Raw genomic sequence first — 26207 nt, 5'->3', positions numbered from 1 at the left:
AACGGGCGAAGGGCGGGTAGGGGACCTCGCCCCGCAGGGCCGACCCAGCCGCACCCGCCCACCCGCACCCGCGCCGGACGGCAGGGGCGACAGCCACGACCGGCCACCGACGGACGGAGTCAGGCGCAGCGACGCGAAGCCCGCGCAGCGGTGCGAGCGACGCGTCAAGAAGGGGCCCGGCACAGCGACGCGAAGCCCGGGAGGCCCGCAAGGGCCGAGCGGTGCGAGCGGAGCATCAGGAAGGGGCGGTGGCCTTCAGGGAGAGCCACAGTTCCATGCGGACGTCCGGGTCATCGAGGGAGCGGCCGAGGATCTCCTCGACGCGGCGCATCCGGTAGCGCAGCGTGTGCCGGTGCACGCCGAGGTCGGCCGCGGCCGCGTCCCACTGGCCGTGGCGGGAGAGCCAGGCCTGGAGGGAGGCCACCAGGTCGCCCCGCCCCTTCTCGTCGTGCTCGCGCAGCGCCCGCAGCGTGCCGTCCGCGAAGGCCCGTACCGCGTCGTCGGCGAGGAGGGGGAGGACCGAGCCCGCGGCCAGGTCCTCGTGTTCGACCATGGGGCGGCCGCGCCGCCGGGCCACGGCCAGGGCCTGGTCGGCCTGTTTGAAGGCGGCCGCCACGCCGGAGGCCACCGCGGGCGCGGAGAGGCCGAGGACGAGTTCGTCCGGCTCCGGTTCGGCCGAGTCCCGGCCGCGGCGCGATTCCAGGGCCTCCGCGTGGTCCATGCAGGCCTGCACCGCCGAGCCCCCGTCGGCCGCCAGGACCACGAGCCGGCCGGGCTCGGGCACCACCAGCAGGGTCTCCCCCGTGCGCGCCGCCGCCGATTCCACGGCGTCGGCGAGCATCGCCAGTCCCTCCGGCTGGGCCGTGCCCGCGAGGGCGGGTTCCGCCACGAGGATCCGGAACGGGGCGTCGAGCAGGGCCCCGTACAGGTCGCCGGCCACGGCTTGGGCGGGTTCCGCCTCGCCGGCGAGCAGCATGCGCAGCACGGCGGCGCCGAGCCGGGATTCCGCGTCGTGCAGGGAGCGGGAGCGTTCGGTGGTGAGGGTGAGCAGGGCTACCGCGGAGTGGACGGCGTACCGCTCCGCGGTGCCGAGCGGGGCCCCGGTACCGACGGCGAGGGCTCCGCGCGCCCGCCGGCCGGTGCCCAGGGACTGGAGTTCCACCCGGTCCTCGGAGCCGCCGACCACGGCGCTGGCCGGCGCCGGCCGCTCGCGGAGCCGTTCCACGTCGGGGGTGAGCCGGGCGGCCCGGCGCGCTGCCCAGTCGGGGGCGGCGGCGACGACGGCGCCCGAGGTGTCGTACAGGGCGGCCCAGCCGTGCACGTGCGCGGCAAGCTTGGTCAGCAGTTCGGCGGGCCCGTCGGCGGACAGCGCGGCCCGGGTCAGCTCGCGCTGGGCCTCGAAGCCTGCGGTGACGGCCCGGTACTGGTCGGCGGCGAGGGCGGCGGAGACGGCCTTGCTGATGGCGAGGAACGGGGTGCGGCGGGGCACCTCCAGCAGCGGCAGGTCCTCGGCGGTGGCGGCTTCGACGAGCGCTTCGGGAACGGCCTCGTAGTTCACGCCGATGGCGAAGCCGATGCCGACGACCCCGGCGGCCGCGAGCCTGCGCACGTAGCGCCGCATCTCCTCGGGGTCCTCCGCGTCGAGCTTCATCGCGGTGATGAGGAGGAGCTCCCCGCCTTCCATGTACGGCACGGGGTCGGCGAGCTCACTGACGTGGGCCCAGCGCACGGGGGTGTCGAGGCGGCCTTCCCCGGCCCGGACGCTGAGTTTGAGCGCCGAGTGCTGGACGAGCGAGGCGAGGGTGAGCGGCATGGGTACCGGGGCGCCTTAGGGAGAGGAACGGAGAGGAAGAGGAGGGAAAAAGGAAGACAAGGGGGGTGCGGCGGCGAGGTGCCGACGGAGGATTCTCGCCGTGGCCCGCCCCCGCGGTTTTCGCCGTGTCGTACGAACGGCTCCCTCGATTCTGCCACCTCGTACGGATTCGCTCCCTCCGTCCGCCTTCCCCCCTCCCGGCCTCAGCCCTGCCCAGGCCCCCCGAGCCGCACCAGCAGCGGGGCGGCCCGCTCGCCGCGGACGGAGGTGAGGGAGAGCACGGCGTGGCCGGGGGGCACGGTGTTGGCGAGGGCGGAGGCCGACCAGCGTTCCCGCTCCACCTTGCGCACGGTGACCGCGTCCGTGGTGACCGCCTTGCCGGTGATCACCTTGCGGACCGCGTGCACGGCGCGGGTGAAGGGCTGGTCGGCGTAGACCGTGCGGCTCGTGACGTCCCGCGTCTCGACCAGCTCGGTCCCCCAGGCGTCGGCGAACCACTTGCCGTCCCACGTGGTGACCCCGGAGAAGGCCATCCGGCAGCCGACCGTTCCGAGGAGCGGGGTGCGCAGCCCTTCGGGTACGTCGTCCAGGGTGCGCAGCGCCAGGAGAACGCCCGCGTTGGCGGACCGGAGCCCCTGCATGCCGCGTACGGCCTCGGCGGTGAGGGTGTGCGAAGCGTCGTCGAGGGCCAGGAAGGCGAACAGGGAGCGGTCCGCGCGGGCCGCGGCCGCCGCGTTGAACTGGGCGAGGAGGAGCCGGGCCAGCAGCCGGGAGGCGTCCGGGTGCCCGCGCTCGGGGAGGTCCACGCGCACCCGGACCGGGTGTCCCAGGGCACGCAGGGAGAAGGGCCGCCCGCCGCCGGTGGTGTCGAAGAAGCCGTGGAACGCGGGCCGGTCGAGCAGGGCCGCCCGGTCGGCGAGGACCGGTCCGGGGTCGCCGTGGACGGCGTGCTGCCGTGCCCGGGCATCGAGCTCGCGCAGCATGCCCTGCTGCCCGGAGGCCTCCAGCTGGTGGCGCAGGGCCCCGAGCGCCGCGGGCAGCTGTTCGAGCAGGGAGCGCAGTTCGGGCACGGTCGGGAAGCGGCCGTACGCGGCACGGAACGGGCCGAGGATCTGGGCGAGCGCCGTTGCCGCCCGGCGTACGTCGACGCCCGGCAGGTCGCCCACGAATGCCTCGGCGAGGAGGGAGGCGGCCTCGTCTGAGTCGCCGGTGCCGCCGTAGAGGTCGAGGTCGTGCACGGATGCCGGGTCGCCCGGGCGCACCACGATGTCGTAGGCCTCGTCGGGTCCGAGGCGGGATCCGGCGGCGCCGACGGCGATCACGGCCGCCTGCCCGGCCAGCGCCTGGAGGGCGAGCGACTCCACGACCGGCCTGACCAGCCCGTGCGTCTTGCCCGAGCCCGAGGGGCCGACGGCGAGGACCGACGTGCCCAGCACGCCGGGGTCGAGGGCCAGCCCGGTCCCGCGGCGTTCGTGGGGGTTCGGCTCGGCGCCGGTGACCTTGCCGAGCCAGACCTGTCCGACGGTCAGGTCGTGGGAGGCGGTACGGGCGGGCAGGTCGCGGGCGCCCGAGGGGTGGCCGCAGGCGGCCGCGCCCTTGTCCCGTACGGCTTCCACGAAGGCGGGGCGGCGCGTGGGGTCGGCCTGCACGGACTCCCAGGCCCGCCGGATCCGTGCGTGGTCGACGTCGTTCATCCGGCCCTGCCGGGCTTCTGCCGCCAGCCGGTCCGCGCTCTCCCCGAGCCCGGCGGCACGCAGGTGCGGCCAGCCGGCCGGTGCGTCCGGGCCGTCGGGGGTCACGGCCTGCGGGGCGTCGGCGGATGGTGCGGAGGAGCGGAGGCCGGTCAGCAGGGTGGTCCAGCCGCCGAGCCGGGCGAAGAGGACGACGACGGGGGCGTAGATCAGTACGTAGAGGGCGTTGGTGACCACCGAGCCGCCCGTTTCGCCGAGCTCGGCGTACGGCAGGTGCCCGAAGACCAAGGGGTAGACGACCACGGTCTGGGTCTGGATCAGCATGACCACGACGAAGGCTCCTGCCGCGGCGCCCAGCGCGCGGTACCAGGGGCCGCGGGCCGCGATCAGCTGGTCGAAGGCGGTCCGCCAGCCGCCCATCTTGGCGAACGCGATGCACAGACCCACGGTGACCAGCAGGACGTAGACCTCGAGGGCCGCCTGCCCCCGGTGGTCGACCGGGCCGTTGATCAGGCCGCCCTCCCACCAGCTGTCGGGGGTGAAGTAGTAGAGCGGGGCCCCGAGGAAGGGGAGGTTCCCGTCGAGGAAGGCCTGCCAGCACACGAAGAAGACCAGGAAGGAGATCACGACCCGTGTGATCAGCGACCGGCCGTTGTGCTCCGGCTTCGGTGCGGCCGGGGTGTAGGCGTAGCGCCAGATGCCGGGCTTGGCCTGCGGTCGCGGGGCGTTCAGCCAGGCGGTGAAGGGCGTCGCCGCGGGAGCCTCGGGAGCCGCAGGAGCCCCGGTCGCGCCCGCGGCAGGGCTCCCCGGCGCGTACGCGGGCGGCGGCGGGGCCTGGACCGGGCGCGGCGGCGCCGGCGGCGGTCCGGCCGGCCGGGGGATGTGGGGACCGCCGGTCCCCACGTCGGGCGAGCCGCCGTGACCGCCGCGGTCCCCGCCGTGCGTGCCGTCGGTGTCCATGAAACCTCTGCCCCCTGCCCGTTGCCGCACTGCGCTGCGCCGCACTGCACTGCGCGCTCAATCTAGTGGTCGTCGCCGCTCCGCGGCCCGCACCCGGTCATGATCCACAAGACAGGCCCGGATTCCTTCCTATGGCCGTCACGGACAAGGACACGCGGGGACCACTCCCGAACGGAGCATGCAGGACCCCGCCTCCCGGGCCTAGCCTGCGGACAAAGACACAAGTGCGTCCGAAAACACCCCCCAGGAGCCCCCTATGACCGCTGTCCCGCAGGAGCGCCGCATCGTCACCGCGATCCCCGGCCCCAAGTCGCAGGAGCTGCAGGCCCGCCGTCTGTCGACGGTGGCCGGTGGCGTGGGCTCCGTGCTCCCCGTCTTCACGGCCCGCGCGGGCGGCGGCATCATCGAGGACGTCGACGGCAACCGCATGATCGACTTCGGTTCCGGCATCGCCGTGACCTCGGTCGGCGCCTCCGCCGAGGCCGTCGTGCGCCGCGCCGCCGCGCAGCTCGCCGACTTCACCCACACCTGTTTCATGGTCACCCCCTACGAGGGCTACGTGGAGGTCTGCGAGGCCCTCGCCGAGCTCACCCCGGGTGACCACGAGAAGAAGTCGGCGCTGTTCAACTCCGGCGCCGAGGCCGTCGAGAACGCCGTCAAGATCGCCCGTTCGTACACCAAGCGCCAGGCCGTCGTCGTCTTCGACCACGGCTACCACGGCCGTACGAACCTCACGATGGCGCTGACCTCGAAGAACATGCCGTACAAGCAGGGCTTCGGCCCGTTCGCCCCCGAGGTGTACCGCGTCCCGGTCGCCTACGGCTACCGCTGGCCGACCGGCGCCGAGAACTGCGGTCCCGAGGCCGCCGCCCAGGCGATCGACAACATCGTGAAGCAGATCGGCGCCGAGAACGTCGCCGCGATCATCATCGAGCCGGTGCTCGGCGAGGGCGGCTTCATCGAGCCGGCCAAGGGCTTCCTCCCGGCGATCGTGAAGTTCGCCAACGACAACGGCATCGTCTTCGTCGCCGACGAGATCCAGTCCGGCTTCTGCCGCACCGGCCAGTGGTTCGCGTGCGAGGACGAGGGCATCGTCCCCGACCTCATCACGACCGCCAAGGGCATCGCGGGCGGTCTGCCCCTCGCCGCGGTGACCGGCCGCGCCGAGATCATGGACTCCGTGCACGGCGGCGGCCTGGGCGGTACCTACGGCGGCAACCCGGTGGCCTGCGCCGGTGCGCTCGGCTCCATCGAGACCATGAAGGAGCTCGACCTCAACGCCGCGGCGAAGAAGATCGAGTCCGTCATGAAGGCCCGCCTGACGGCCATCCAGGAGAAGTTCGACATCGTCGGCGACATCCGCGGCCGCGGCGCCATGATCGCGATCGAGCTGGTCAAGGACCCCGCCTCCAAGACCCCGAACCCGGAGGCGGCCGCCGCGCTCGCCAAGGCCTGCCACGCCGAGGGCGTCCTCGTCCTCACCTGCGGCACCTACGGCAACGTGCTCCGCTTCCTGCCGCCGCTCGTCATCGGCGAGGACCTGCTGAACGAGGGCCTGGACGTCATCGAGGCCGCGTTCGCGACCCTCTGACGGACACTCGGCTCGAACGTCTGACGCGGGTGCTAGAACGCGAGGACGCGATCTTCGATCACCGCGCGGTCACTACCGCGGGTAACGGTCGGGCGCTGTGAAGAAGGTGTGGGGGGCCGATGGCGGGAGCGTTTTCCTGCTGTCGGTCCCCCTTCCGCTGCCGTACGGTTTCTGCAGATGAGTGAGACACCCCGCTCCCGGGAAATCGGAAGCGACACCAGTACCGGGCTTCCCCAGCGCCGCACTGGGCATGCGTTCGCGCACACTCCTCACCGATCGGACGGCCGCACGCCCCAAACCCCCCGGGGCGCCCGGCAACCCGATCCGGGCGGCCGCCCCGGAACCACCCCCCCTGTTCCGGGGCGGCCGGCCACTCTCCGTCCGGGGATCTCCCCGGGCCGCGCGGCCTGCGCGATCTCCGCACTCTGCGTCACGCTCTTCGCCCTGACCACCTGGCAGGTCCTCGTGTCCGGGCCCCTGCTGGTCCCGGACGCCGCCCTCAGCCGGGCGCTCGTGCGCACCGTCCCCGACGCGGTCACCCAGCGCCTGTCCGACCTCGGCAACGTCCCGGTCGCGGTCCCCGTCCTGCTCCTCGCGGCGCTCTACGCCGCCCGGCGCGGCAACCGGCGGGGCGCGGCGGCGGCAGCCCTGGCCATGGCCCTGGTGCCGGCCCTGATCGTCCCGCTGAAGGAGTGGACCGCCCGGCCGGGCCCCCTGGAGCCCTGGGCCTCGGGCTACTACCCCTCGGGCCACACGGCCACCGCCTACGTGGCGTACGCGGGCGCCGCCCTGCTCGTGCGCCCGTACGTCCGGGGCCGCTGGCCCCTGCTGCTCGCGGCCGCCCTCACCGCCCTGACGGCGACGGGGCTGATCCTGCGCGGCTACCACTGGCCCCTGGACGTCCTGGCCAGCCTCCTGATGTGCACGCCGCTGCTGCTCGGGGTGCGGCGCGCGGCGGGGCCGGGGCGCGCTCGCCCCGGCCCCGCCGTGTCCGATGGTGAAGCCTCCGGTCAGCCGCCGAAGTAGGCGTCGAAGTTCTTCGAGAACTCCCAGCTGCCGAAGCGGTCCCAGTTGATCGACCAGGTCATCAGGCCGCGCAGGGCGGGCCAGGTGCCGTGGGTCTGGTACGAGCCGCAGCTCACCTTCTTCGTCAGGCAGTCCAGCGCCTTGTTGACCTCCGCCGGGGAGGTGTGGCCGTTGCCCGCGTTGGTGGTGGCCGGCAGGCCGATGGCGACCTGGTCGGCGCGCAGCGCGGGGAAGACGCGGGAGGTGTTGCCGGCCACGGGGAAGCCCGTGAGCAGCATGTCGGTCATGGCGATGTGGAAGTCGGCTCCGCCCATGGAGTGGTACTGGTTGTCGAGGCCCATGATCGAGCCCGAGTTGTAGTCCTGGACGTGGAGCAGGGTGAGGTCGTCGCGCAGGGCGTGGATGACCGGGAGGTAGGCGCCGGCGCGCGGGTCCTGGCCGCCCCAGGGGCCGGATCCGTAGTACTGGTAGCCGAGCTGGACGAAGAAGGTCTCGGGGGCCATCGTCAGGATGAACTCCGGGCCGTACTTGGCCTTCAGGGTCTTCACGGCGGAGATCAGGTTGACGATCACCGGGGTGGTGGGGGCGCGGAAGTCTGTGTCGCCCGTGGCCAGGGAGAGGGAGTGGCCCTCGAAGTCGATGTCGAGGCCGTTGAGCCCGTACTCGTCGATGATCTTGCTGACGGAGGAGACGAAGGTGTCGCGGGCCGCCGTGGTGCCCAGCTGGACCTGGCCGTTCTGGCCGCCGATCGAGATCAGCACCTTCTTGCCCGCGGCCTGCTTGGCCTTGATGGCCGCCTTGAACTCCGCGGCCGATTCCACGGTCGGGCACTCGCTGACCGGGCAGAGCTGGAAGCGGATGTCACCGGAGGTCACCGAGGTGGGTTCGCCGAAGGCCAGGTTGATGACGTCCCACGAGGCGGGTACGTCGGCCATCCGGACGTAGCCGGAGCCGTTGGCGAAGCTGGCGTGCAGGTAGCCGACGAGGGCGTGGGCGGGCAGGCCCGGGTTGCCGGGGTTGCCCGGGCCGCTCGGCGTGGTCACCGGGACGGCGGCGCTCTTCGGGGACTCGCCGGCCGCGTTGACCGCGCTGACCTGGAAGGAGTACGTCGTCGCGGCGGTGAGGCCGGTGACCGTGGCCGAGGTGGCGCTGACGGTGGTCGGGTTCGCGCCGTCCCGGTAGACCTTGTACGAGGTGGCTCCGGTCGCGGCGGCCCAGGAGAGGTTGACCGCGGTGGAGGAGGAGGCGGACGCGGTGAGCCCGGTGGGCGCGGCCGGGACCTGGGGGCCCGGGCCGGAGCCGCCGGGGTCCGGGCCGACGAGGGTCACGTCGTCGGTGAACTGCGGCGGCTGGCCGTACCAGCCCTGCGTGTACACGGTCACGGAGGTGGTGTTCGCACCGGTACGGAAGCTCGTGCTCAGCTGCTTCCAGGCACCCGGGCTCTGGGTCCAGGTCTGCGCGTCCGTGGTCCCGGTGCCGGTCGCGCCGAGGTAGACGTACGCGCCCTGCACCCAGGCGCTCAACGTGTAGGCGGAGTCGGGCTTGACGGTGACGGTCTGGGAGCAGCGGGCGTTGTCCTGCCCGGCCGGGGTGCCCTTGAGGGCCGAAGTGCCTCCGTGCACCGGGGTGCTGACGAGGGCTCCGCTGCCGGCCGAGCAGCTCCAGCCGTCGAGGCCGGCTTCGAAGCCGCCGTTGCGGATGAGGTCGGCGTCGGCCGCGGCGGCGGGCTGGCCGGTGGCGAGGAGTCCGGCCGCCGCGAGGGCGGCGGCGGTAAGGAGGGACAGCACGGAGCGTATGACGGTGGGTCTGGCGGGGCCGCTGGGGCCGGCAGGACGGGTGGGGCGCACAACTGCCTCCGGTACATGGGGGGATGGAGCCGGGCCGCGCGCGGTGAAGCCGTGGGGGAAGGCGCAGCGGCGCCCAAGATGGTCCAGACCAATGCCCTTGTCAAGACTTCCGGCCCTCCCGCCCCACGACGCGGGCCGCCGCCTCGTGCATCGCGAGCTCCAGTACCTCCGGATCGGTGAGCGTGCCCTGCCCGTCCGGGACCACGAGCCAGCGGACCCCGCCCGTGGCCCGGCCGGGGTACGGGACCACGATCCAGCTCCCGTGTCCGGCTCCCCGCACCCCCGACCCGATCCAGCGGGACGTCGTGCCCGGAGGCACGAAGAAGCCCAGCCTGCCGAAGACCGTGCGGCTCCGCCGCGTGGCGCCGAAATCGGCGAGCACCGGGCCTGGCCGGTCGAGCAGCGCGTTCAGTACGTCGAGGGTGGCGTGTCCCAGCTCCCCCGGCAGGATCAGCACGTCCCAGCGACGGCCGGCGGGCAGCAGGGCGACCCCGAGGGGGTTGCGCTCCCACTCCCGCCGGCAGGCGTCCGGATCGGGCGCCACCGAGACCAGCCATTCCACTGCCGTCTTGTTCCCCGGGATCGTCATCGCCCGGCCTCCGCTCTCTGTGGGTGAGGTGAAGCGTTCTCACTGGAGAGAGCGGGGCCGGGCGCGGGTATGACGCGGGTTTCGTTACTCCATGGTAGTGAAGCAGGTCACACCGGACCGGGCGGTGTGCGCCCGGGGCGTGCGGAGGTCGCTTACCCGATCAGCTGTCGAAGCCGAGACCGAAGCGGTCCAGCGTCTTCAGCCACAGGTTGCGGTGCCCGCCCATCCGGTCGGCCCTGGCCAGCGACCACTTCGTCATCGTGATGCCGGTCCACGCGAAGGGCTCGGGCGGGAAGGGCATCGGCTTGGAGCGGACCATCTCCAGCTCGGTGCGCTCGGTCTTCTCCCCCGCCAGGAGGTCGAGCATCACGTCGGCGCCGAAGCGGGTGGCTCCGACGCCCAGTCCGGTGTAGCCGGCCGCGTAGGCGACCTTGCCCGCGTGCGCGGTGCCGAAGAAGGCGGAGAAGCGCGAGCAGGTGTCGATCGCCCCGCCCCAGGCGTGGCTGAACTTCACCCCTTCCAGCTGCGGGAAGCAGGTGAAGAAGTGCTCGGCGAGTTTGAGGTAGGTCTCGGGCCGGTGGTCGTGCTCGGCGTCGAGCTTGCCGCCGTACGGGTAGATCGCGTCGTAGCCGCCCCACAGGATCCGCCGGTCGGGGGTGATCCGGAAGTAGTGGAACTGGTTGGCGCTGTCGCCGAGGCCCTGGCGGTTCTTCCAGCCGATGGAGGCGAGCTGCTCCTCGGTCAGGGGCTCCGTCATCAGCGCGTAGTCGTACACCGGGACGGTGAGCGGGCGCACCCGCTTGACCAGCGACGGGAAGATGTTGGTGCCCAGCGCCACCCGGCGGGCGAAGACCCGCCCGTAGGGGGTCCGCACGGCCATCCCGGCTCCCGAGCCGGCCAGCTCCAGCCCGCGCGTGTTCTCGTAGATCCGTACGCCCAGCTCCAGGCAGGCGCGCTTGAGGCCCCAGGCGAGCTTCGCCGGGTTGAGCATGGCGACGCCGTCGCGGTCCCAGATCCCGCCGAGGAAGGTCGGGGAGTCGACCTCGGCGCGGAGGGCGTCCGCATCCAGCCATTCGGAGCGGCCCGCGAGGCCGAGCCGCACGGCCTCCGCGTGGAACTCGCGGAGCTCGGCGACCTGGTGCGGCTCGGTGGCCACGTCGATCTCGCCGCTGCGCTCGAAGTCGCAGTCGATGCCGTAGCGGGCGACCGCTTCCTCGATGGCGTCGAGGTTGCGGGCGCCCAGGTCCTCGAGCGTGGCGAGCTCGTCCGGCCAGCGGGCCATCCCGTTGGCGAGGCCGTGGGTGAGGGAGGCGGCGCAGAAGCCGCCGTTGCGGCCCGAGGCGGCCCAGCCCGCCTCGTGGCCCTCGATGAGGACGATGTCCCGGGCGGGGTCGCGCTCCTTGGCGAGCAGCGCGGTCCACAGGCCGCTGTAGCCGCCGCCGATGACGAGCAGGTCGCAGTGCTCGTCCCCGGTGAGGGCGGGCTCGGCGGCGGGCTTGCCGGGGTCGTCCAGCCAGTACGAGACCGGCTTCGCTTCGGAAAGGGATCGTGCAGCGGTGCGCATGGCGTCTGGGGCCATGTCTTCCAACTCCCTACAGGGCTTACGAGGTGTTGCTGCTTACTTGGGCTGTGCCTTCTTGCGGCGGTTGGCGACCATCTGGCCGCCCAGCACCACCAGGACCGCGATCACGAACATCGCGGTGCCGATGACGTTGATCTGTACAGGCGTACCGCGCTGGGCCGATCCCCACACGAACATGGGGAAGGTGACGGTGTTGCCCGAGTTGAAGTTGGTGATGATGAAGTCGTCGAAGGAGAGCGCGAAGGAGAGCAGCGCGCCCGCCGCGATACCGGGGGCCGCGATCGGCAGGGTGACGCGCAGGAAGGTCTGCACGGGCCCGGCGTAGAGATCGCGGGCCGCTTCCTCCAGGCGGGGGTCCATGGAGAGGACCCGGGCCTTGACGGCGGCGACGACGAAGCTGAGGCAGAACATGACGTGGGCGATCAGGATCGTCCAGAAGCCGAGCTGGATGCCCATGTTGAGGAAGAGGGCGAGCAGGGACGCCGCCATCACGATCTCGGGCATGGCCATCGGCAGGAAGATCAGCGAGTTGACCGCGCCGCGCCCCCGGAACCGGTAGCGGACCATCGCGAAGGCGATCGCGGTGCCGAGCACGGTCGCGCCGATGGTGGCCCACAGGGCGATCTGGAGCGAGAGGGACAGGGACCCGCACATGTCGGCGACCCCGCAGGGGTCCTTCCACGCGTCGAGGGAGAACTCCTGCCAGGCGTAGTTGAAGCGCCCGGTGGGGTTGTTGAAGGAGAAGACCGTGACGACGACGTTCGGCAGGATGAGGTACGCGAGCGTGCCGAGCCCCGCGATGACGACGAGGTTGCGGCGCAGCCAGGTGGTGGCGCTCTTCATCAGACCAGGTCCTCCGTCCCCGCTCGGCGGATGTAGATGGTGACCATGACGAGCACGATGGCCATGAGGATGAAGGACAGCGCGGCCGCCGTCGGGTAGTCGAGGATGCGCAGGTACTGCGACTGGATGACGTTGCCGATCATCCGGGTGTCCGTGGAGCCGAGCAGTTCGGCGTTGACGTAGTCGCCGCTCGCCGGGATGAAGGTGAGCAGGGTCCCGGAGACCACGCCCGGCATGGACAGCGGGAAGGTCACCTTGCGGAAGACCGTGGCGGGGCGGGCGTACAGGTCCCCGGCCGCCTCGTGGAGGCGGGTGTCGATGCGCTCCAGCGAGGTGTAGAGCGGCAGGATCATGAAGGGGAGGAAGTTGTACGTCAGACCGCAGACGACCGCGAGCGGCGTGGCGAGGACGCGGTCGCCCTCGGTCATGCCGAGCCAGCTGGTGACGTCCAGGAAGCCGATGGTGTTGAGGACGCCGACCACCGGGCCGCCGTCGGCCAGGATCGTCTTCCAGGCGAGGGTGCGGATCAGGAAGCTGGTGAAGAACGGGGCGATGACCAGCACCAGGAGCAGATTGCGCCAGCGGCCCGCCTTGAAGGCGATCAGGTAGGCCAGCGGGTATCCCAGCAGCAGGCAGAGCACGGTCGCGGTGCCGGCGTAGAGCAGGGAGCGCAGGAACTGCGGGTAGTACTCGGTGAAGGCGTCCCAGTAGGTCTGGAAGTGCCAGGTGACCTTGAACCCCTCTTCGAGGGAGCCGGTCTGCACCGAGGTCGAGGCCTGGTAGACCATCGGCAGCACGAAGAAGACGAGCAGCCACAGGATGCCCGGGAGCAGCAGCCAGTACGGGACCAGGCGCTTCTTCAGGGACGGCTTGTGCACCGGGGGTTCGGCCGGAGCGGGCGCCTGGGGCGGCGCGGCGACGGCGGTCACGCGGACTCCTCGACCGTCTCGATGCCCGCGTCGATGTCCTGGTCGGCGTCCAGGCCGAAGGTGTGGTCCGGGTTCCAGTGGAGTATCACGTCGGCACCGGGGACGAGGCGGGCGTCGCGCTCGATGTTCTGCACGTACACCTCCAGCTCCGGGCAGACCGGGCTGTCGATGACGAACTGGGTGGAGACCCCGATGAAGGAGGAGGCCGCGATCTTGCCGGCGACCTTGTTGCGGCCGGTCTCGATGGTGTCCTCGGAGTCCGCGTGGACCAGGGAGATCTTCTCCGGGCGCACCCCGACCAGCAGCTTGCCGCCGGCGCGGGGCGTGGTCGAACATCGCGCCGCCGGGACGCGGAGCTTCGTACCGGCCGAGGAGACGAGGACGTCGGACGCGCCGGCTTCCAGGACCTCGGCCTCGATGAGGTTGGAGGTGCCGAGGAAGTTCGCCACGAAGGTCGTCTTCGGGTTCTCGTAGAGCTCGGCGGGGGCGCCGAGCTGCTCGACGCGGCCGCCGTTCATCACGGCGACCGTGTCGGCCATGGTCATGGCCTCTTCCTGGTCGTGCGTGACGTGCACGAAGGTGATGCCGACCTCGGTCTGGATCCGCTTGAGCTCCAGCTGCATCTGGCGGCGCAGCTTGAGGTCGAGGGCGCCGAGCGGCTCGTCGAGGAGCAGCACCTGCGGGTGGTTGATGAGCGCGCGGGCGACGGCGACGCGCTGCTGCTGGCCGCCGGAGAGCTGGTGCGGCTTGCGGCCGGCGAACTGGCCGAGCTGGACCAGCTCCAGCATGTCGTCGACCTGCTTCTTGACCGACTTGATGCCGCGGCGGCGCAGGCCGAAGGCGATGTTCTCGGTGATGTCGAGGTGCGGGAAGAGCGCGTAGCTCTGGAAGACGGTGTTCACCGGGCGCTTGTACGGCGGCAGGTGCGTGACCTCGCGGTCGCCGAGGCTGACGGTGCCGGTGGAGGGCTCCTCCAGGCCGGCGATCATGCGCAGGGTGGTGGTCTTCCCGCAGCCCGAGGCGCCGAGCAGGGCGAAGAAGGAGCCCTGGGGAATGGTGAGGTCCAGCGGGTGCACGGCGGTGAAGGATCCGTAGTGCTTGCTGATCCCGGCGAGGCGGACGTCGCCGCCTTCGGTCTTGTCAGTCATGGGCCTGGGCCTTCGGTGGTGTGTCGTGGAAGGGGCAGGTGCCGGTACGGGGTCCGGTTCCGGCGCGTCGGTGGGGACTGCGGCGGGACCCGTCAGGCTCCGATGAGCTTGGCGAACTTCTCCTCGTACGCCGTCTCTTCCTCGCTGGTGAGGGAGCGGAAGGCGTGCGACTTGGCGGCCATCGCCTTGTCCGGGACGATCAGGACGTTGTCCGCGAGCTCCGGGTCGATCTTGGCCAGCTCGTCCTTGACGCCCTCGACGGGGCAGACGTAGCTGATGTAGGCGGCCAGCTGCGCCGCCACCTCGGGCTCGTAGTAGTAGTCGATGAGCCGCTCCGCGTTGGCCTTGTGCCGGGCCTTCACGGGGACCAGCAGGTTGTCGCTGGAGGTGATGTAGCCCGGTGCCGGGATCGCGTACTGGATGTCCGGGTTGCCGGCCTGGAGCTGGATGACGTCGCCGGCCCAGGCCAGGCAGGCTGCGAGGTCGCCCTTGTCGAGGTCCGCGGTGTAGTCGTTGCCGGTGAAGCGGCGGATCTGCTTCTTGTCCACGCCCTTCTGGAGCCGGCCGATCGCCTCGTCGTAGTCGGCGTCGGTGAACTTCGCCGGGTCCTTGCCCTGGTCGAGCAGGGTCATGCCGACGCTGTCGCGCATCTCGGTGAGGAAGCCGACGCGGCCCTTGAGGGAGGGGTCGTCGAGCATCTGCGTGACGGAGTCGACCTTCTTCCCGCCGGTCGCCTTGGTGTTGTAGGCGATCACGGTGTTGATGCCGGTCCAGGGGTAGCTGTACGCGCGGCCCGGGTCCCAGTCGGGGCTGCGGAACTGCGGGATCAGGTTGGCGTAGGCGTGCGGGAGGTGCGAGGGGTCCAGCTTCTGGGCCCAGCCGAGCCGGATGATGCGCGAAGCGAGCCAGTCGGTGACGACGATCAGGTCGCGGCCGGTGTCCTGGCCGGCCGCGAGCTGGGGCTTGATCTTGCCGAAGAACTCGACGTTGTCGTTGATGTCCTCGGTGTACTTGACCTTGATGCCGGTCCGCTTGGCGAACTCCTCCAGCGTGGGACGCGACTTCTCGTCCTCGCTGGTGTCCATGTACTCGGTCCAGTTGGAGAAGTTGATCTCCTTCTCCTGGTCCGAGTGGTCGTCGGAGGCCGCGGCGGTGCCCTCCGCGCGCTTGGCCGGCGGAATGCCGCACCCGGCCAGCGCGGACAGACCGCCGAGGGTGAGCGCTCCGACTCCGGAGGCGCGCAGCACGGAGCGGCGGGTGAGGGCGCCGCGCCCGGTGGTGAGGCTGCGCCGCATAGCGGCGAGTTGCGCCGCCGAGAGGCGGTCGGGCTCGAACTGCTCCATGGGAGGTGCCCTTTCGGGATGGGTGCGGGCCGCTGGTCGGGCGGCTGTCTCTTATCGGTCCCCGAAGATCGTGCGGTGCCAGTCCTTCGCGGCGACCGCGGTGTTGTCGTACATCACGTGCTTGACCTGCGTGTACTCCTCGAAGGAGTAGGTGCTCATGTCCTTTCCGAAGCCACTGGCCTTGTAGCCCCCGTGCGGCATCTCGCTGATGATCGGGATGTGGTCGTTGACCCAGACGCAGCCCGCCTGGAGCTCACGGGTGGCACGGTTCGCCCGGTACACGTCCCGGCTCCACGCGGAGGCGGCGAGACCGTACGGGGTGTCGTTGGCCAGCGCGATGCCCTCGTCGTCGGTGTCGAAGGGCAGGACCACGAGGACCGGCCCGAAGATCTCGGACTGGACCACCTCGCTGTCCTGGGCGGCGCCGGAGATGAGCGTGGGCCGGTAGTACGCGCCGTCCGCCAGCTCTCCCCCGGGGATCTCGCCGCCGGTGACGACGGTGGCGTAGGACCGGGCGCGCTCGACGAAACCGGCGACCCGGTCGCGGTGCACGTGCGAGACCAGCGGGCCGAGGTCGGTGGCCGGGTCGAAGGGGTCGCCGACGCGCACGGTCTCCATCAGCTCGGCGACCCGGGCGACGAAGGCGTCGTGGAGGGGGCGCTGGACGTAGGCACGGGTGGCGGCCGTGCAGTCCTGGCCGGTGTTGATCAGGGAGGCGGCGACGGCGCCGTTGGCGGCGGCCTCCAGGTCGGCGTCGTCGAAGACGAGGAAGGGGGCCTTGCCGCCCAGCTCCAGGTGGAGCCGCTTGACGGTGGCGGTGGCGATCTCGGCGACCCGCTTGCCGATGGCGGTGGATCCGGTGAAGGAGGTCATGACCACGTCCGGGTGGCCGACCAGGTGCTCGCCCGCGTCCCGTCCGGCGCCGGTGACGATGTTGACCACGCCGTCGGGCAGGCCCGCTTCCTTGGCCGCCTGGGCGAACATCAGGGAGGTCAGCGGGGTGAGCTCGGCGGGCTTGAGGACGATGGTGTTGCCCGCGGCGATCGCCGGAAGGATCTTCCAGGCGGCCATCTGCAGCGGGTAGTTCCACGGCGCGATGGAGCCCACGACCCCGATCGCCTCGCGGCGCACGTACGAGGTGTGGTCCCCGGAGTACTCCCCGGCGGCCTGCCCCTGGAGGTGGCGCGCGGCGCCCGCGAAGAAGGCGGTGTTGTCGATGGTCCCCGGCACGTCGAACTCCGTCGACAGCCTGACCGGCTTGCCGCACTGCAGGGACTCGGCGTACGCGAACTCCTCGGCCCGCTCGGACAGGACGCCGGCCAGCCGGTGCAGCGCGTCGGAGCGCTCCCCGGGGGTGGCTCCCGACCAGCCGGGGAAGGCCCGCTTGGCGGCGGCGACGGCGGCGTCCACGTCGGCGGTGGAGGCCAGCTCGTAGGTGAGCACCTCCTCGCCGGTGGCGGGGTCGACCACGGTGTGTGACCGGCCCGAGGTTCCGGGCCGCAGCTGCCCGTCGATGTACTGCGCGCCTTCGGCGAAGCGGTCCTTGACCTGGACCTTGACCTGGAAGCGGTTGCCCATCACGCTCTCACGCTCTCCGTAGCTACAGTTCGAGCTACAGCTCGAATTGAGTGCCGATCCTGACAGAGGTACATCCCTCGGCCAAGTGATTCCGTTGTTGCCTTTTGATTACGCGACGGAATCGGTCGACGGGGTGTCGAGGCGCGCCCGAAATCCCGTACGAAGTGTCCGCTGCTCCTGCGAGACTCGCGTGCATGGAGATGATCGAGGAACTGATCGGGCAGGTCAGCCGGGGTGAGCGGCCGAAGTTCCTGCCGTTCTGGGGACACCGCCCGCGCCCCGACGGATCGCTCGGACCGAGCTGCCTCAGTCAGTGGTGGCCGTCCGAGTTCACCGTGGGTGACGTCCGGTACGCCACCGCCGAGCACTGGATGATGGCCGGAAAGGCACGCCTGTTCGGGGACGCCGAGGCTGAGCGGGCGGCCCTGGAGGCGACGAGTCCGGCCGCGGCGAAGAAGGCCGGGCGGCTGGTGCGCGGCTTCGACGACGCGGTGTGGGAGCGGGAGCGGTTCGCGCTGGTGGTGGAGGGCAGCGTGCACAAGTTCGGCTCCGACCCGGCGCTGACCTCGTACCTGCTCGCGACCGGCGAGCGGGTCCTGGTGGAGGCCAGCCCCATGGACCGGATCTGGGGCATCGGGCTGGCCGCCGACGACGAGCGCGCGCTGGACCCGGCGCGCTGGCGCGGCCTGAACCTCCTGGGCTTCGCGCTCATGGAGGCGCGCGAGCGGCTGCGGGCGGGGCTGCAGGAGGCGGAGGTTTAATCGCTCGCGGCCGGTGAAGGCGTGCGGCTAGCGTGATCCTTGTCCAGGTGCGCAGGTGAGACCTACTTCCACTGTTAATGGGGCGGCCGCGGGTTCGAGTCCCGTCACCGGCTTCGGGCCGGTGTAGCTCAGTTGGTAGAGCACCACGTGGTTTCGCCGACCTCGATCTCTGGACACCTCTTCACGCACCTCCCGGTGCGCGGGCAACGGCTCCTTCTTTTGCAAAGAACCCAAGGCCGTCGCCACCTTGATCTCGGGAGGCGCACGTACGGGAAGCCCGGTGCGCAGGCAACGGTTACTTCCGGATCAGCAGGTCGCGGGTTCGAGTCCCGCCCGGCTCCGGCCGGTAGCTCAGATGGTTAGAGCTGCTGACACAAGTCCGTCGTCGACTTCCGATCTCGGGCCTCCCGTACGTCACGCCTCCCCCGGTTTCCACTGAATTCGGGGGGATTCACATGGCTCGTTTCAACCTGCTCCGCTCCAAGGCGGCGCCCACCGCACCCACCTCACCGGTCCGCTCCACCGGCCACCGCGCCGCCAACGCGCAGGGCAGCCCCGGCTTCCTCCGCGATCCGCGCTCCGAGCTGTTCCTGCTCGCCGTCGCCAACTTCGTGACGCAGCGGACCGCCTACGAGTCCGGCGAGGCCCGGGACGACCGCTTCGGCGCGCTCGTGCGCACCCTCGCCGTGGAGGATCCCGAGTGGACGGCCGGACTACTCGGCTGGCTGCGGCGGGGCGGCAACATGCGGACGGCGTCCCTCGTCGGAGCCGCCGAGTACGTCAAGGCGCGGCTCGACGCCGGAGCGACCGGGGGGCCGTCCAACCGGCAGGTCGTGGACTCCGTCCTGCTGCGCGCGGACGAGCCCGGCGAGCTGCTCGCCTACTGGACGGCCGCGTACGGCAGGAACGTGCCCAAGCCCGTCAAGCGCGGGATCGCCGATGCCGTACGGCGCCTCTACTCCGGGACCTCGCTGCTGAAGTACGACACCGCCTCCCGGGGGTACCGCTTCGGCGACGTCCTCAACGTCGTGCACCCCTCCCCCGACCCGGACAAGCCCTGGCAGGGCGAGCTGTTCCGGTACGCCCTCGACCGCCGGCACGCCCCGGAGACCGCCGAGGTGCCGCCCGGCAACCGCACCCTGCTCGCGCACCGGGCCCTGATGGAGCTGCCCGTGGAGCAGCGCCGGGCCGTGGTCACCGCGGCGGACGGCGCCGAGCGGCTCGCCGAGGCGGGCATGACCTGGGAGGCGCTGGCCGGCTGGTTGCAGGGACCGCTGGACGCGGCCGCCTGGGAGGCGGTCATCCCCTCCATGGGCGCGATGGCCCTGCTGCGCAACCTGCGCAACTTCGACCAGGCCGGTGTGTCCGACCTGGTCGCCTCCCGGGTCGCGGCGAAGATCTCCGACCCGGAGACCGTCGCCAGGGCCCGGCAGTTCCCCTTCCGCTACCTGGCCGCCCACCAGCACGCGCCCTCGCTGCGCTGGGCGTACCCGCTGGAGCGGGCGCTGGGCCACTCCCTGGCCAACGTACCGGCGCTGCCGGGGCGGACGCTGGTCCTGGTGGACCGCTCCGGGTCCATGTGGTCGCGGCTGTCGGAGCGCTCGCAGCTCAACCGGGCCGACGCGGCGGCCGTCTTCGGCACGGCGCTGGCGCTGCGCGCCGAGTCGGCGGACCTCGTGCAGTTCGGCACGGCCAGCAAGCCGGTCGACTTCCGGCGGGGCGAGTCGGTGCTGAAGGTGCTGGAGCGGTTCGGCGACCTCGGCGGCACGAACACGGCGGAGGCCGTGCGCACGCACTACACGGGGCACGACCGGGTCCTGATCGTCACCGACGAGCAGGCCTCGTACGCCTACGGCGGCGATCCCACGGCCCTGGTACCGGACACGGTGCCGGTCTACACGTGGAACCTCGCCGGGTACCGGGTGGGCCACGCGCCCTCCGGGTCCGCGCACCGGCACACCTTCGGCGGGCTCACCGACGCGGCCTTCCGCATGGTGTCCCTGATCGAGGACGGCCGGAACGCCAGGTGGCCGTGGGAGTCGGGCCGGGCCGGCACGACCGGCTGACGGTACGGCCGGCCGGCCGGCGGTACGGCGGAGGGCCGGGCAGGGAGGTCGTGTACCCCCCGCCCGGCCCTTCCGGTGCTTCCGCCGTCCGGTCTCAGCCCCGGTGGAGGACCTGCGTGTTCTCGACCTGGGTCGAGTGCTCCAGGTCCCAGTCGGATCCCGAGCCGGAATCACCGAGCATGAGGCCGAAGATCATGAGCGCGATGAACACGCAGCTGATCAGGATGCCGACCGCGCCGGTGATGATGCCGGCCAGCGCCATCCCCTCGTTGTCCGCCTCGCCGCGCTTGGCCTTGCCGCGGCCCAGGACGCCGAAGATGACGGCCGGGACGCCGAACAGCAGGCCCAGGTAGCAGGTGACCACGGCGAGGATCCCGAGCACGAGCGCGGTGATGCCGAAGCCGTTGCTCTTGGGCTGGTGTCCCGGGTATCCGGGGTACCCCGCATAGCCGGGATACCCCGGCTGGCCGCCGTAGGAAGGCTGCGGGGCGGGGTAGCCGCCGTACGGGGCCTGCGGCGCCCCCGGCTGGGCCGGGTAGCCGTACCCGGCCGGATCCGGCTGCGCCGGGTAGCCGTAGGCGGGCGCCTGCCCGGGCTGGGGTGCGGGCACCGGCGTGCCCGCGGGTATGCCTCCGGCGCCGGGCATGCCCGCCACGGTCTGCTGGTCGTGCACCCCCGGCGCACCCTGCGCAGCCGGTCCGCCCTGCTGTTTGCCCAGATCGACCGCGGGCTGCTCCGGCAGTGCCCAGGGGTCTCGCGACTCGGGGCTCTGATCGGTCATACGGCGCCCCCCTCTCGTACGGCCATGCTAAGCGCTCCCTCCGACAGGCCACTTCCACGGTGCGGATCCTGCCTACGATGAAGCCCGTTCCATCCGCACGCGCCCTCGGAGGCACCCTCATGCCCGACCTGCACCCCTTCATCGCGGGGCTGCCCAAGGCCGAACTGCACGTCCACCACGTCGGTTCGGCCTCCCCCCGCATCGTCGCCGAACTCGCCTCCCGGCACCCCGACTCGAAGGTCCCCACGGACCCCGAGGCCATCGCCGACTACTTCACCTTCACCGACTTCGCGCACTTCATCGAGGTCTACCTCTCCGTCGTCGACCTGGTCCGCACCCCCGACGACGTGCGCCATCTCACCTTCGAGATCGCCCGCGACATGGCCCGGCAGAACATCCGGTACGCCGAGCTCACGATCACCCCGTACTCCTCCACCCGCCGCGGGATCGACGAGAAGGCCTTCATGGAGGCCATCGAGGACGCCCGCAAGGCCGCCGAGACCGAGCTCGGCGTGATCCTGCGCTGGTGCTTCGACATCCCCGGCGAGGCCGGCCTGGAAGCCGCCGCCGAGACCGCCCGCCTCGCGGTGGACCTGCGCCCCGAGGGCCTGGTCTCCTTCGGCCTGGGCGGCCCGGAGGTCGGGGTGCCGCGCCCGCAGTTCAAGCCGTACTTCGACGCCGCCCGCGCCGCCGGTCTGCACAGCGTGCCGCACGCCGGCGAGACCACCGGTCCCGAGACCATCTGGGACGCGATCCGCGAGCTGGGCGCCGAGCGCATCGGCCACGGCACCAGCGCCACCCTCGACCCGGAGCTGCTCGCCCACCTCGCGGAGCACCGCATCGCGCTGGAGGTCTGCCCCACCTCCAACATCGCCACCCGCGCCGTCGCCACCCTCGACGAGCACCCGGTCAAGGAGATGGTGGCCGCGGGCGTGCTCGTCACCATCAACAGCGACGACCCGCCGATGTTCGGCTCCGACCTCAACAACGAGTACGCGGTGGCCGCCCGCCTGCTGGACCTCGACGAGCTCGGCCTGGCCCAGCTCGCGAAGAACGCCGTCGAGGCCTCCTTCCTCGACCCGGCCGGCAAGGCGAAGATCACCGCGGAGATCGACGCGTACACCTCCGCCTGGCTGGCTTCCTGACGGCCCAGCAGAATGGGTGCATGCGCACCCTGACTGCCGTAGGCCACCGCGGGGACCCCTACCGCGTCCGCGAGAACACCCTGCCCTCGATCCGCTCCGCCTTCGACCGGGGCGCGGACGCGGTGGAGATCGACGTGCGGATGACCCGTGACGGGGTCCCCGTACTGCTCCACGACGAGGACCTCCAGCGGCTGTGGGGCCATGACGTACGGCTCGAGGACGTCACGGCCCCGCAGCTCAAGGAGCTGACGGACGGCGGTGTCCCGACCCTGCGCGACGCCCTGATGGCCGCGGGCGCGGGCCGGGTCATGGTCGACCTGCCCGGCGCGACCCCCGAGACGGTACGGACCGTCGTCGGCCAGGTCCGCGAGTGCGGGGCCCGTGACCGCACGTACTACTGCGCGGGTCCGGCCACCATGCTGGCGGTGCGCGCCGCCGATCCGGGCGCCGAGATCGCACTGACCTGGACCACCCTGAATCCCCCGCGCCGGGTGCTGATCGACGCGGTGGCCCCGACCTGGCTCAACTACCGCTTCGGGCTGATCGGCCCGGAGCTGGTCGACGCCCTGCACCGGGACGGCCTGCTGGTGTCGGCCTGGACCCCGGACACCAAGCGGGCGATGCGCGCGCTGATCGCGGCGGGGGCCGACTCGATCACGACGAACCGGGTGGACGTGCTGGCCGCCCTGCGTGCCGAGCGCGGTCGGTGATACGCGCCTGGAGGGAGATCGGAGGGCGGGTGCGGGGGGCCGATCCGCGGCTGCAGGACCTGGGGCTGACGCTGCTGGTGCAACTGGCCGTCACGATGCCGTTTGCAGTGCCCCGTTCGGCCGACCTGCCGCCCGCCGACTGGGCCTCGTACGCGATGACCACGCTCGGCACGGTTCCGCTGGTCTGGCGGCGGCGGGCCCCGGTCGCGGTGCTGATCGCCGTCCTGGCCACCGGCGGGGTGTACAAACTGACGATCGACGGGCCGGGGCAGCCGCTCCCGTACGCCGGCCTCATCGCCTTCTACACCGTCGCACTGCTGTGCAGCGCGCGGGTGCGGCTGGGCGTGGCGCTGCTCACGGTCGGCGTGGTCGCCCTGTCGGTGGGCTGGAACACGGGGACGACGCGCGAGCTGCTCTTCACCCTCTTCGTCTCCGCCGCGGCCTACGCGCTGGGTCGGCTGCAGTACACGCGGCAGGCGTACACGTCGGCCGTGGAGGACCGGGCGGCGCAGCTGGAGCGGGCCAACCGGATCGAGGCGGAGCAGGCGGCCGCCCGCGAACGGGCCCGGATCGCCCGGGAGATGCACGACATCCTCTCGCACGCGGTCAGCATCATGATCGTGCAGGCGGAGGCCGGTCCGGTGGCCGTACGCAGGGCCCCCGAGCGGGCCGAGGCCGCCTTCGAGGCGATCGCGGAGACCGGCCGGGACGCGATGGCGCAACTGCGCACGATGCTGGGGGTGCTGCGCACGGACGAGGCGGCGCCGCGCTCCCCTCAGCCCGGTATCGGGGAGCTGGCGGGGCTGCTGGAGCGGGTCCGGGGCAGCGGGCCGGAGGTGCTCTACGAGCGCACGGGCTCGGTGCGCCCCCTGCCGGCGGCGCTGGAGGCCACGGTGCACCGGGTGGTGCAGGAGGCCCTGACCAATGTGGTCAAGCACGCCGGGGCATCGGCGGTGGCCGTGCGCCTGGAGTACGGGGAGCGGGACCTCACGGTGACGGTCACGGACGACGGGCGGGGGCCGGGGGCGGCTGCCGGCTCGGATGCGGGCGCGGGTTCCCTGCCGCGGGCGCGGCAGGGTGGGCACGGCCTGATCGGGATCCGGGAGCGGGCCGCCGCCCACGGGGGCACGGCCCGGACGGGGCCCGGGCCGGACGGCACCGGATTCGAGGTGCGGGTGGTGCTTGTAACGTCGGGCGCGGAGGTGGGGAAGTGACGATCCGTGTGGTGGTGGCCGACGACCAGGAACTGGTGCGCAGCGGCTTCGCGATGATCCTGGACGTGCAGGAGGACATCGAGGTGGTGGCGGAGGTCGGTGACGGGGCGGCGGCGGTCGCGGCCGTACGGTCCCTCGCGCCCGACGTGGCGCTGCTGGACATCCGGATGCCGGTGCTGGACGGGATCGAGGCGTGCCGGGAGATCTCGGGGACGAGTGCCTGCCGGACGGTGATGCTGACGACCTTCGACTCGGACGAGTACGTCTACGAGGCGCTGCACGCGGGGGCCAGCGGGTTCCTGCTCAAGGACGTGCGGCGGGACGATCTGGTGCACGCCGTACGGGTGGTGGCGGCGGGCGAGTCCCTGCTGGCGCCTTCGGTGGCCCGGCGGCTGATCGCGGAGTACACGGCGGCGACGGCCCGGCCCGCGGCCGGGGAGGCGGCCGCGGGGGCGCTGTCCGCGCAGCGGCTGGAGGTGCTGACGGCCCGGGAGCGGGAGACCCTGCTGCACCTGGGGCGGGGGCTGTCGAACGCGGAGCTCGCGGTGGAGCTGATGGTGAGCGAGCACACGGTCAAATCGCATGTGGGCAACGTGCTGTCGAAGCTGGGGCTGCGTGACCGGATCCAGGCGGTGATCGTGGCGTACGAGACGGGTCTGATCGCGGCTGGCTCTCCGGTATCTCCCTCTGGGGAGTGAGACGAAGGGGATCTCCTGGCTCTCGGTGGTGAGTTGTCGTACCGGCAAAGACCCCTCTCGATGGCGATCCGCAACTACCCCTGTGACCAGCAGCATTGAGGTCATCGGGGCGGAGGTCGCCCGGAGAGCCGACAGGGGGATCCCCTCATGAACGTCACGACCCGCACGCTGATCGCCACCGCTCTCATCCTGGGCGTTGCGGCCGGTCCGGCCGTCGCCCAGGCCGCTCAGGCACCGGTCGGGGTTTCGGTGGCGGCGTCGAGGCCTGCGCCGCTGGTCTCGACCCCGCCGAACGCGGCGGCGCTGGAGCAGTCGATCGCGGGCCTCGGCGCCGACCACGCGTACGCGACCGCCGCGGCGGTCCGGGTGAGCGGTACCGCCGGCGCCTGGAGGGGCAGCTCGGGTGTCTCGGACGTCCTCACCGGCGCCGCGGCGATCTCCGACGGCCGGTTCCGGGCCGGTTCGGTGACCAAGACCTTCACGGCGGCGACGGTGCTCCAGCTGGCCGCCGAGCGCCGGATCGACCTCGGCCGGCCGGTCCAGGAGTACCTGCCGGGCATGTTCCCGGACACCTTCGAGCCGATCTCGGTGCGCCAGTTGCTGAACTACACGAGCGGCATCCGGTCCGCCGACGGCCCGGGCGACACCTTCCTGGCCCAGTGGGACCACCGGTTCGACGTGGTCGACCCTCGCGCGCAGATCGCGAACGCCCTGGCGAAAGGGCCGGAGTCCCGCCCCGGCACGTTCCAGCACTACCAGAACATCAACTACACCCTGCTGGGAGTCCTGATCGAGAAGGTGACCGGCACGACGTACGAGAAGGCGGTCGGGCAGCGGATCCTCCGGCCGCTGGGCCTGCGCCAGACCTCCTTCCCGGGGCGGACGCAGACGGGGATACCCGGCCGGCACAACATCGGGTACCAGGCCGTGCCCTTGGCCGACGGGACCACCGAACTGCGCGACGTCACCGTGTGGAACCAGTCCGACCGCTGGGCCGCGGGCGACATCATCTCCTCGACGGCGGACCTGGAGCGTTTCACCCGGGCGCTGTTCGCGGGGAGGATCGTGCCCGCGCGGCAGCTGGAGGAGATGTTCACCGTCCCGCGGGTCTTCGACTTCGGCACCACGCAGCCCGCTTCGCGTACGGCGGGGATGCAGCGGCTGGTGCTCCAGGACGGCACCGAGGTCTACGGCAAGACGGGCGCCCGCCCCGGCTTCAGCGCCGGAATCGGCGGAGCCAAGGACGGGTCGCGGCTCGTCGTCTACACGATCAACTCCAAGGACGCCAAGAGCGAGGAGCCGAACCGGGTGGCCGGAGCGATCGTCGCCGCGGCCATGGCTAAGTAGCCGGTACGGGCCGCCCGGCCGGCGCGGGCTCCGGTAGGGGCACCGGCCCGGCGTCGGGCAGGGCCTCCAGCCGCTTGATCATGCGGCGCAGGATCAGCAGCGGGATCACCCCGAAGACGCCGAACGACATGTCGATCACCGACCACCAGACGGGGATGCCCCGGATGGGCCCGCAGATCAGGGCCAGCGGAATGATGCCGGCACAGGCGATCATTCCGGCCTCGACGATCCAGATGTTGCGGACCGGGTCCCGGTGGACCCCGTAGAAGAAGACGGCGATCACCAGGTGGGCGAAGGCGAGCCAGTCGGTGCCGTAGAGGAGGAAGGGGTACTCGGAGTCCGCCCGGTCGAGCCCGTCGCCCACGCGCCGCAGCCACGCGTTGTCCACCAGGGCGTTGGCCCAGTGGAGTTCGCTGACCAGCGGGAAGGCGGTGAGTCCGCTCAGCACGAGGCAGACGAGGAACAGGGCAAGCCAGGCACGGATCCGCCGCAGAAGGGCGCTTCTCTCGCTCATGGAAGGAAGCCTACCCAGCTTTCTGAACATG

General features: G+C 71.9%; 21 protein-coding genes and 1 tRNA gene. 10 read left to right on the top strand and 12 right to left on the bottom strand.

Annotated elements, in window-relative coordinates:
* Positions 1-235: 235 nt before the first annotated feature.
* On the bottom strand, positions 236-1813 hold the full coding sequence (locus tag ACZ60J_RS38120) for a PucR family transcriptional regulator (protein WP_469688750.1): 1578 nt from the start codon (positions 1811-1813) through the stop codon (positions 236-238).
* Positions 1814-2016: 203 nt separating this feature from the next.
* Positions 2017-4464 carry an ATP/GTP-binding protein gene (locus ACZ60J_RS38115; RefSeq protein WP_469688749.1) on the bottom strand — a complete coding sequence of 816 codons (2448 nt, stop codon included), beginning with the start codon at positions 4462-4464 and terminating at the stop codon, positions 2017-2019.
* Positions 4465-4720: 256 nt separating this feature from the next.
* Between ACZ60J_RS38115 and gabT the strand changes: the two genes are divergently transcribed.
* On the top strand, positions 4721-6055 hold the full coding sequence (gene gabT, locus ACZ60J_RS38110) for a 4-aminobutyrate--2-oxoglutarate transaminase (RefSeq protein WP_469688748.1): 1335 nt from the start codon (positions 4721-4723) through the stop codon (positions 6053-6055).
* A 465-nt stretch (positions 6056-6520) separates the two neighbouring features.
* Positions 6521-7081, top strand: coding sequence for a phosphatase PAP2 family protein (locus ACZ60J_RS38105; protein WP_469688747.1), 561 nt, complete (start codon positions 6521-6523; stop codon positions 7079-7081).
* Here ACZ60J_RS38105 and ACZ60J_RS38100 read toward each other — a convergent pair.
* From ACZ60J_RS38100 to ACZ60J_RS38065, 8 genes are all read right to left on the bottom strand, one after another.
* On the bottom strand, positions 7066-8868 hold the full coding sequence (locus ACZ60J_RS38100; RefSeq protein ID WP_469688746.1) for a chitinase: 1803 nt from the start codon (positions 8866-8868) through the stop codon (positions 7066-7068). The two genes, ACZ60J_RS38105 and ACZ60J_RS38100, sit on opposite strands and share 16 nt — an antisense overlap.
* Positions 8869-9028: 160 nt before the next feature.
* The gene (locus tag ACZ60J_RS38095) at positions 9029-9517 is read right to left on the bottom strand and encodes a bifunctional DNA primase/polymerase (protein ID WP_469688745.1); all 489 of its coding nucleotides are present in this window, start codon (positions 9515-9517) and stop codon (positions 9029-9031) included.
* A gap of 160 nt (positions 9518-9677) precedes the next feature.
* On the bottom strand, positions 9678-11096 hold the full coding sequence (locus ACZ60J_RS38090) for an NAD(P)/FAD-dependent oxidoreductase (RefSeq protein ID WP_469688744.1): 1419 nt from the start codon (positions 11094-11096) through the stop codon (positions 9678-9680).
* A gap of 39 nt (positions 11097-11135) precedes the next feature.
* On the bottom strand, positions 11136-11942 hold the full coding sequence (locus ACZ60J_RS38085; protein WP_266881382.1) for an ABC transporter permease: 807 nt from the start codon (positions 11940-11942) through the stop codon (positions 11136-11138).
* On the bottom strand, positions 11942-12871 hold the full coding sequence (locus ACZ60J_RS38080; protein ID WP_469688743.1) for an ABC transporter permease: 930 nt from the start codon (positions 12869-12871) through the stop codon (positions 11942-11944). Before ACZ60J_RS38080 ends, ACZ60J_RS38085 begins: the two co-directional genes overlap by 1 nt.
* Positions 12868-14019 (bottom strand): ABC transporter ATP-binding protein, encoded by a 1152-nt coding sequence (locus tag ACZ60J_RS38075; RefSeq protein WP_469688742.1) that lies wholly within the window; start codon positions 14017-14019, stop codon positions 12868-12870. The genes ACZ60J_RS38080 and ACZ60J_RS38075 overlap by 4 nt, the downstream gene beginning before the upstream one ends.
* Positions 14020-14111: 92 nt before the next feature.
* On the bottom strand, positions 14112-15362 hold the full coding sequence (locus ACZ60J_RS38070; protein WP_469688741.1) for a polyamine ABC transporter substrate-binding protein: 1251 nt from the start codon (positions 15360-15362) through the stop codon (positions 14112-14114).
* Between the two features lie 51 nt (positions 15363-15413).
* Positions 15414-16940: a gamma-aminobutyraldehyde dehydrogenase gene (locus tag ACZ60J_RS38065; RefSeq protein ID WP_469688756.1), complete on the bottom strand. Its 1527-nt coding sequence runs from the start codon at positions 16938-16940 to the stop codon at positions 15414-15416.
* A gap of 194 nt (positions 16941-17134) precedes the next feature.
* On the opposite strand from ACZ60J_RS38065, the gene ACZ60J_RS38060 reads away from it, so the two are divergent.
* From ACZ60J_RS38060 to ACZ60J_RS38050, 3 genes are all read left to right on the top strand, one after another.
* Entirely contained in the window at positions 17135-17701 is a 567-nt protein-coding gene (locus ACZ60J_RS38060; RefSeq protein ID WP_469688740.1) for an NADAR family protein, read from the top strand.
* A 9-nt stretch (positions 17702-17710) separates the two neighbouring features.
* Positions 17711-17814 (top strand) — tRNA-Asn (locus ACZ60J_RS38055).
* 342 nt (positions 17815-18156) lie between these two features.
* Positions 18157-19767 carry a TROVE domain-containing protein gene (locus ACZ60J_RS38050; protein WP_469688739.1) on the top strand — a complete coding sequence of 537 codons (1611 nt, stop codon included), beginning with the start codon at positions 18157-18159 and terminating at the stop codon, positions 19765-19767.
* Positions 19768-19861: 94 nt separating this feature from the next.
* On the opposite strand, the gene ACZ60J_RS38045 is transcribed toward ACZ60J_RS38050, so the two are convergent.
* On the bottom strand, positions 19862-20548 hold the full coding sequence (locus ACZ60J_RS38045; RefSeq protein WP_469688738.1) for a DUF4190 domain-containing protein: 687 nt from the start codon (positions 20546-20548) through the stop codon (positions 19862-19864).
* Between the two features lie 119 nt (positions 20549-20667).
* Here ACZ60J_RS38045 and ACZ60J_RS38040 point away from each other — a divergent pair, with 119 nt between their 5' ends.
* The 5 genes from ACZ60J_RS38040 (at position 20668) to ACZ60J_RS38020 (ending at position 25662) form a co-directional block, all read left to right on the top strand.
* Positions 20668-21693, top strand: coding sequence for an adenosine deaminase (locus ACZ60J_RS38040; RefSeq protein ID WP_469688755.1), 1026 nt, complete (start codon positions 20668-20670; stop codon positions 21691-21693).
* A gap of 20 nt (positions 21694-21713) precedes the next feature.
* Complete coding sequence (locus ACZ60J_RS38035; protein WP_469688737.1) at positions 21714-22403, top strand: glycerophosphodiester phosphodiesterase; 690 nt, start codon at positions 21714-21716, stop codon at positions 22401-22403.
* A gap of 29 nt (positions 22404-22432) precedes the next feature.
* Positions 22433-23617, top strand: a complete 1185-nt coding sequence (locus ACZ60J_RS38030) for a sensor histidine kinase (protein WP_469688736.1) — start codon at positions 22433-22435, stop codon at positions 23615-23617.
* On the top strand, positions 23614-24315 hold the full coding sequence (locus ACZ60J_RS38025) for a response regulator transcription factor (protein ID WP_469688735.1): 702 nt from the start codon (positions 23614-23616) through the stop codon (positions 24313-24315). Before ACZ60J_RS38030 ends, ACZ60J_RS38025 begins: the two co-directional genes overlap by 4 nt.
* Before the next feature lie 147 nt (positions 24316-24462).
* Positions 24463-25662, top strand: coding sequence for a serine hydrolase domain-containing protein (locus tag ACZ60J_RS38020; RefSeq protein ID WP_469688734.1), 1200 nt, complete (start codon positions 24463-24465; stop codon positions 25660-25662).
* On the opposite strand, the gene ACZ60J_RS38015 is transcribed toward ACZ60J_RS38020, so the two are convergent.
* A complete protein-coding gene (locus ACZ60J_RS38015) occupies positions 25655-26176 on the bottom strand; it encodes a hypothetical protein (RefSeq protein ID WP_469688733.1) in 522 nt (173 codons plus the stop codon). The genes ACZ60J_RS38020 and ACZ60J_RS38015 overlap by 8 nt on opposite strands.
* Positions 26177-26207: the final 31 nt, after the last annotated feature.

It is taken from the genome of Streptomyces sp. NPDC104226 (genome assembly GCF_055584085.1).
This window is presented reverse-complemented; position numbering and strand designations above follow the sequence as displayed.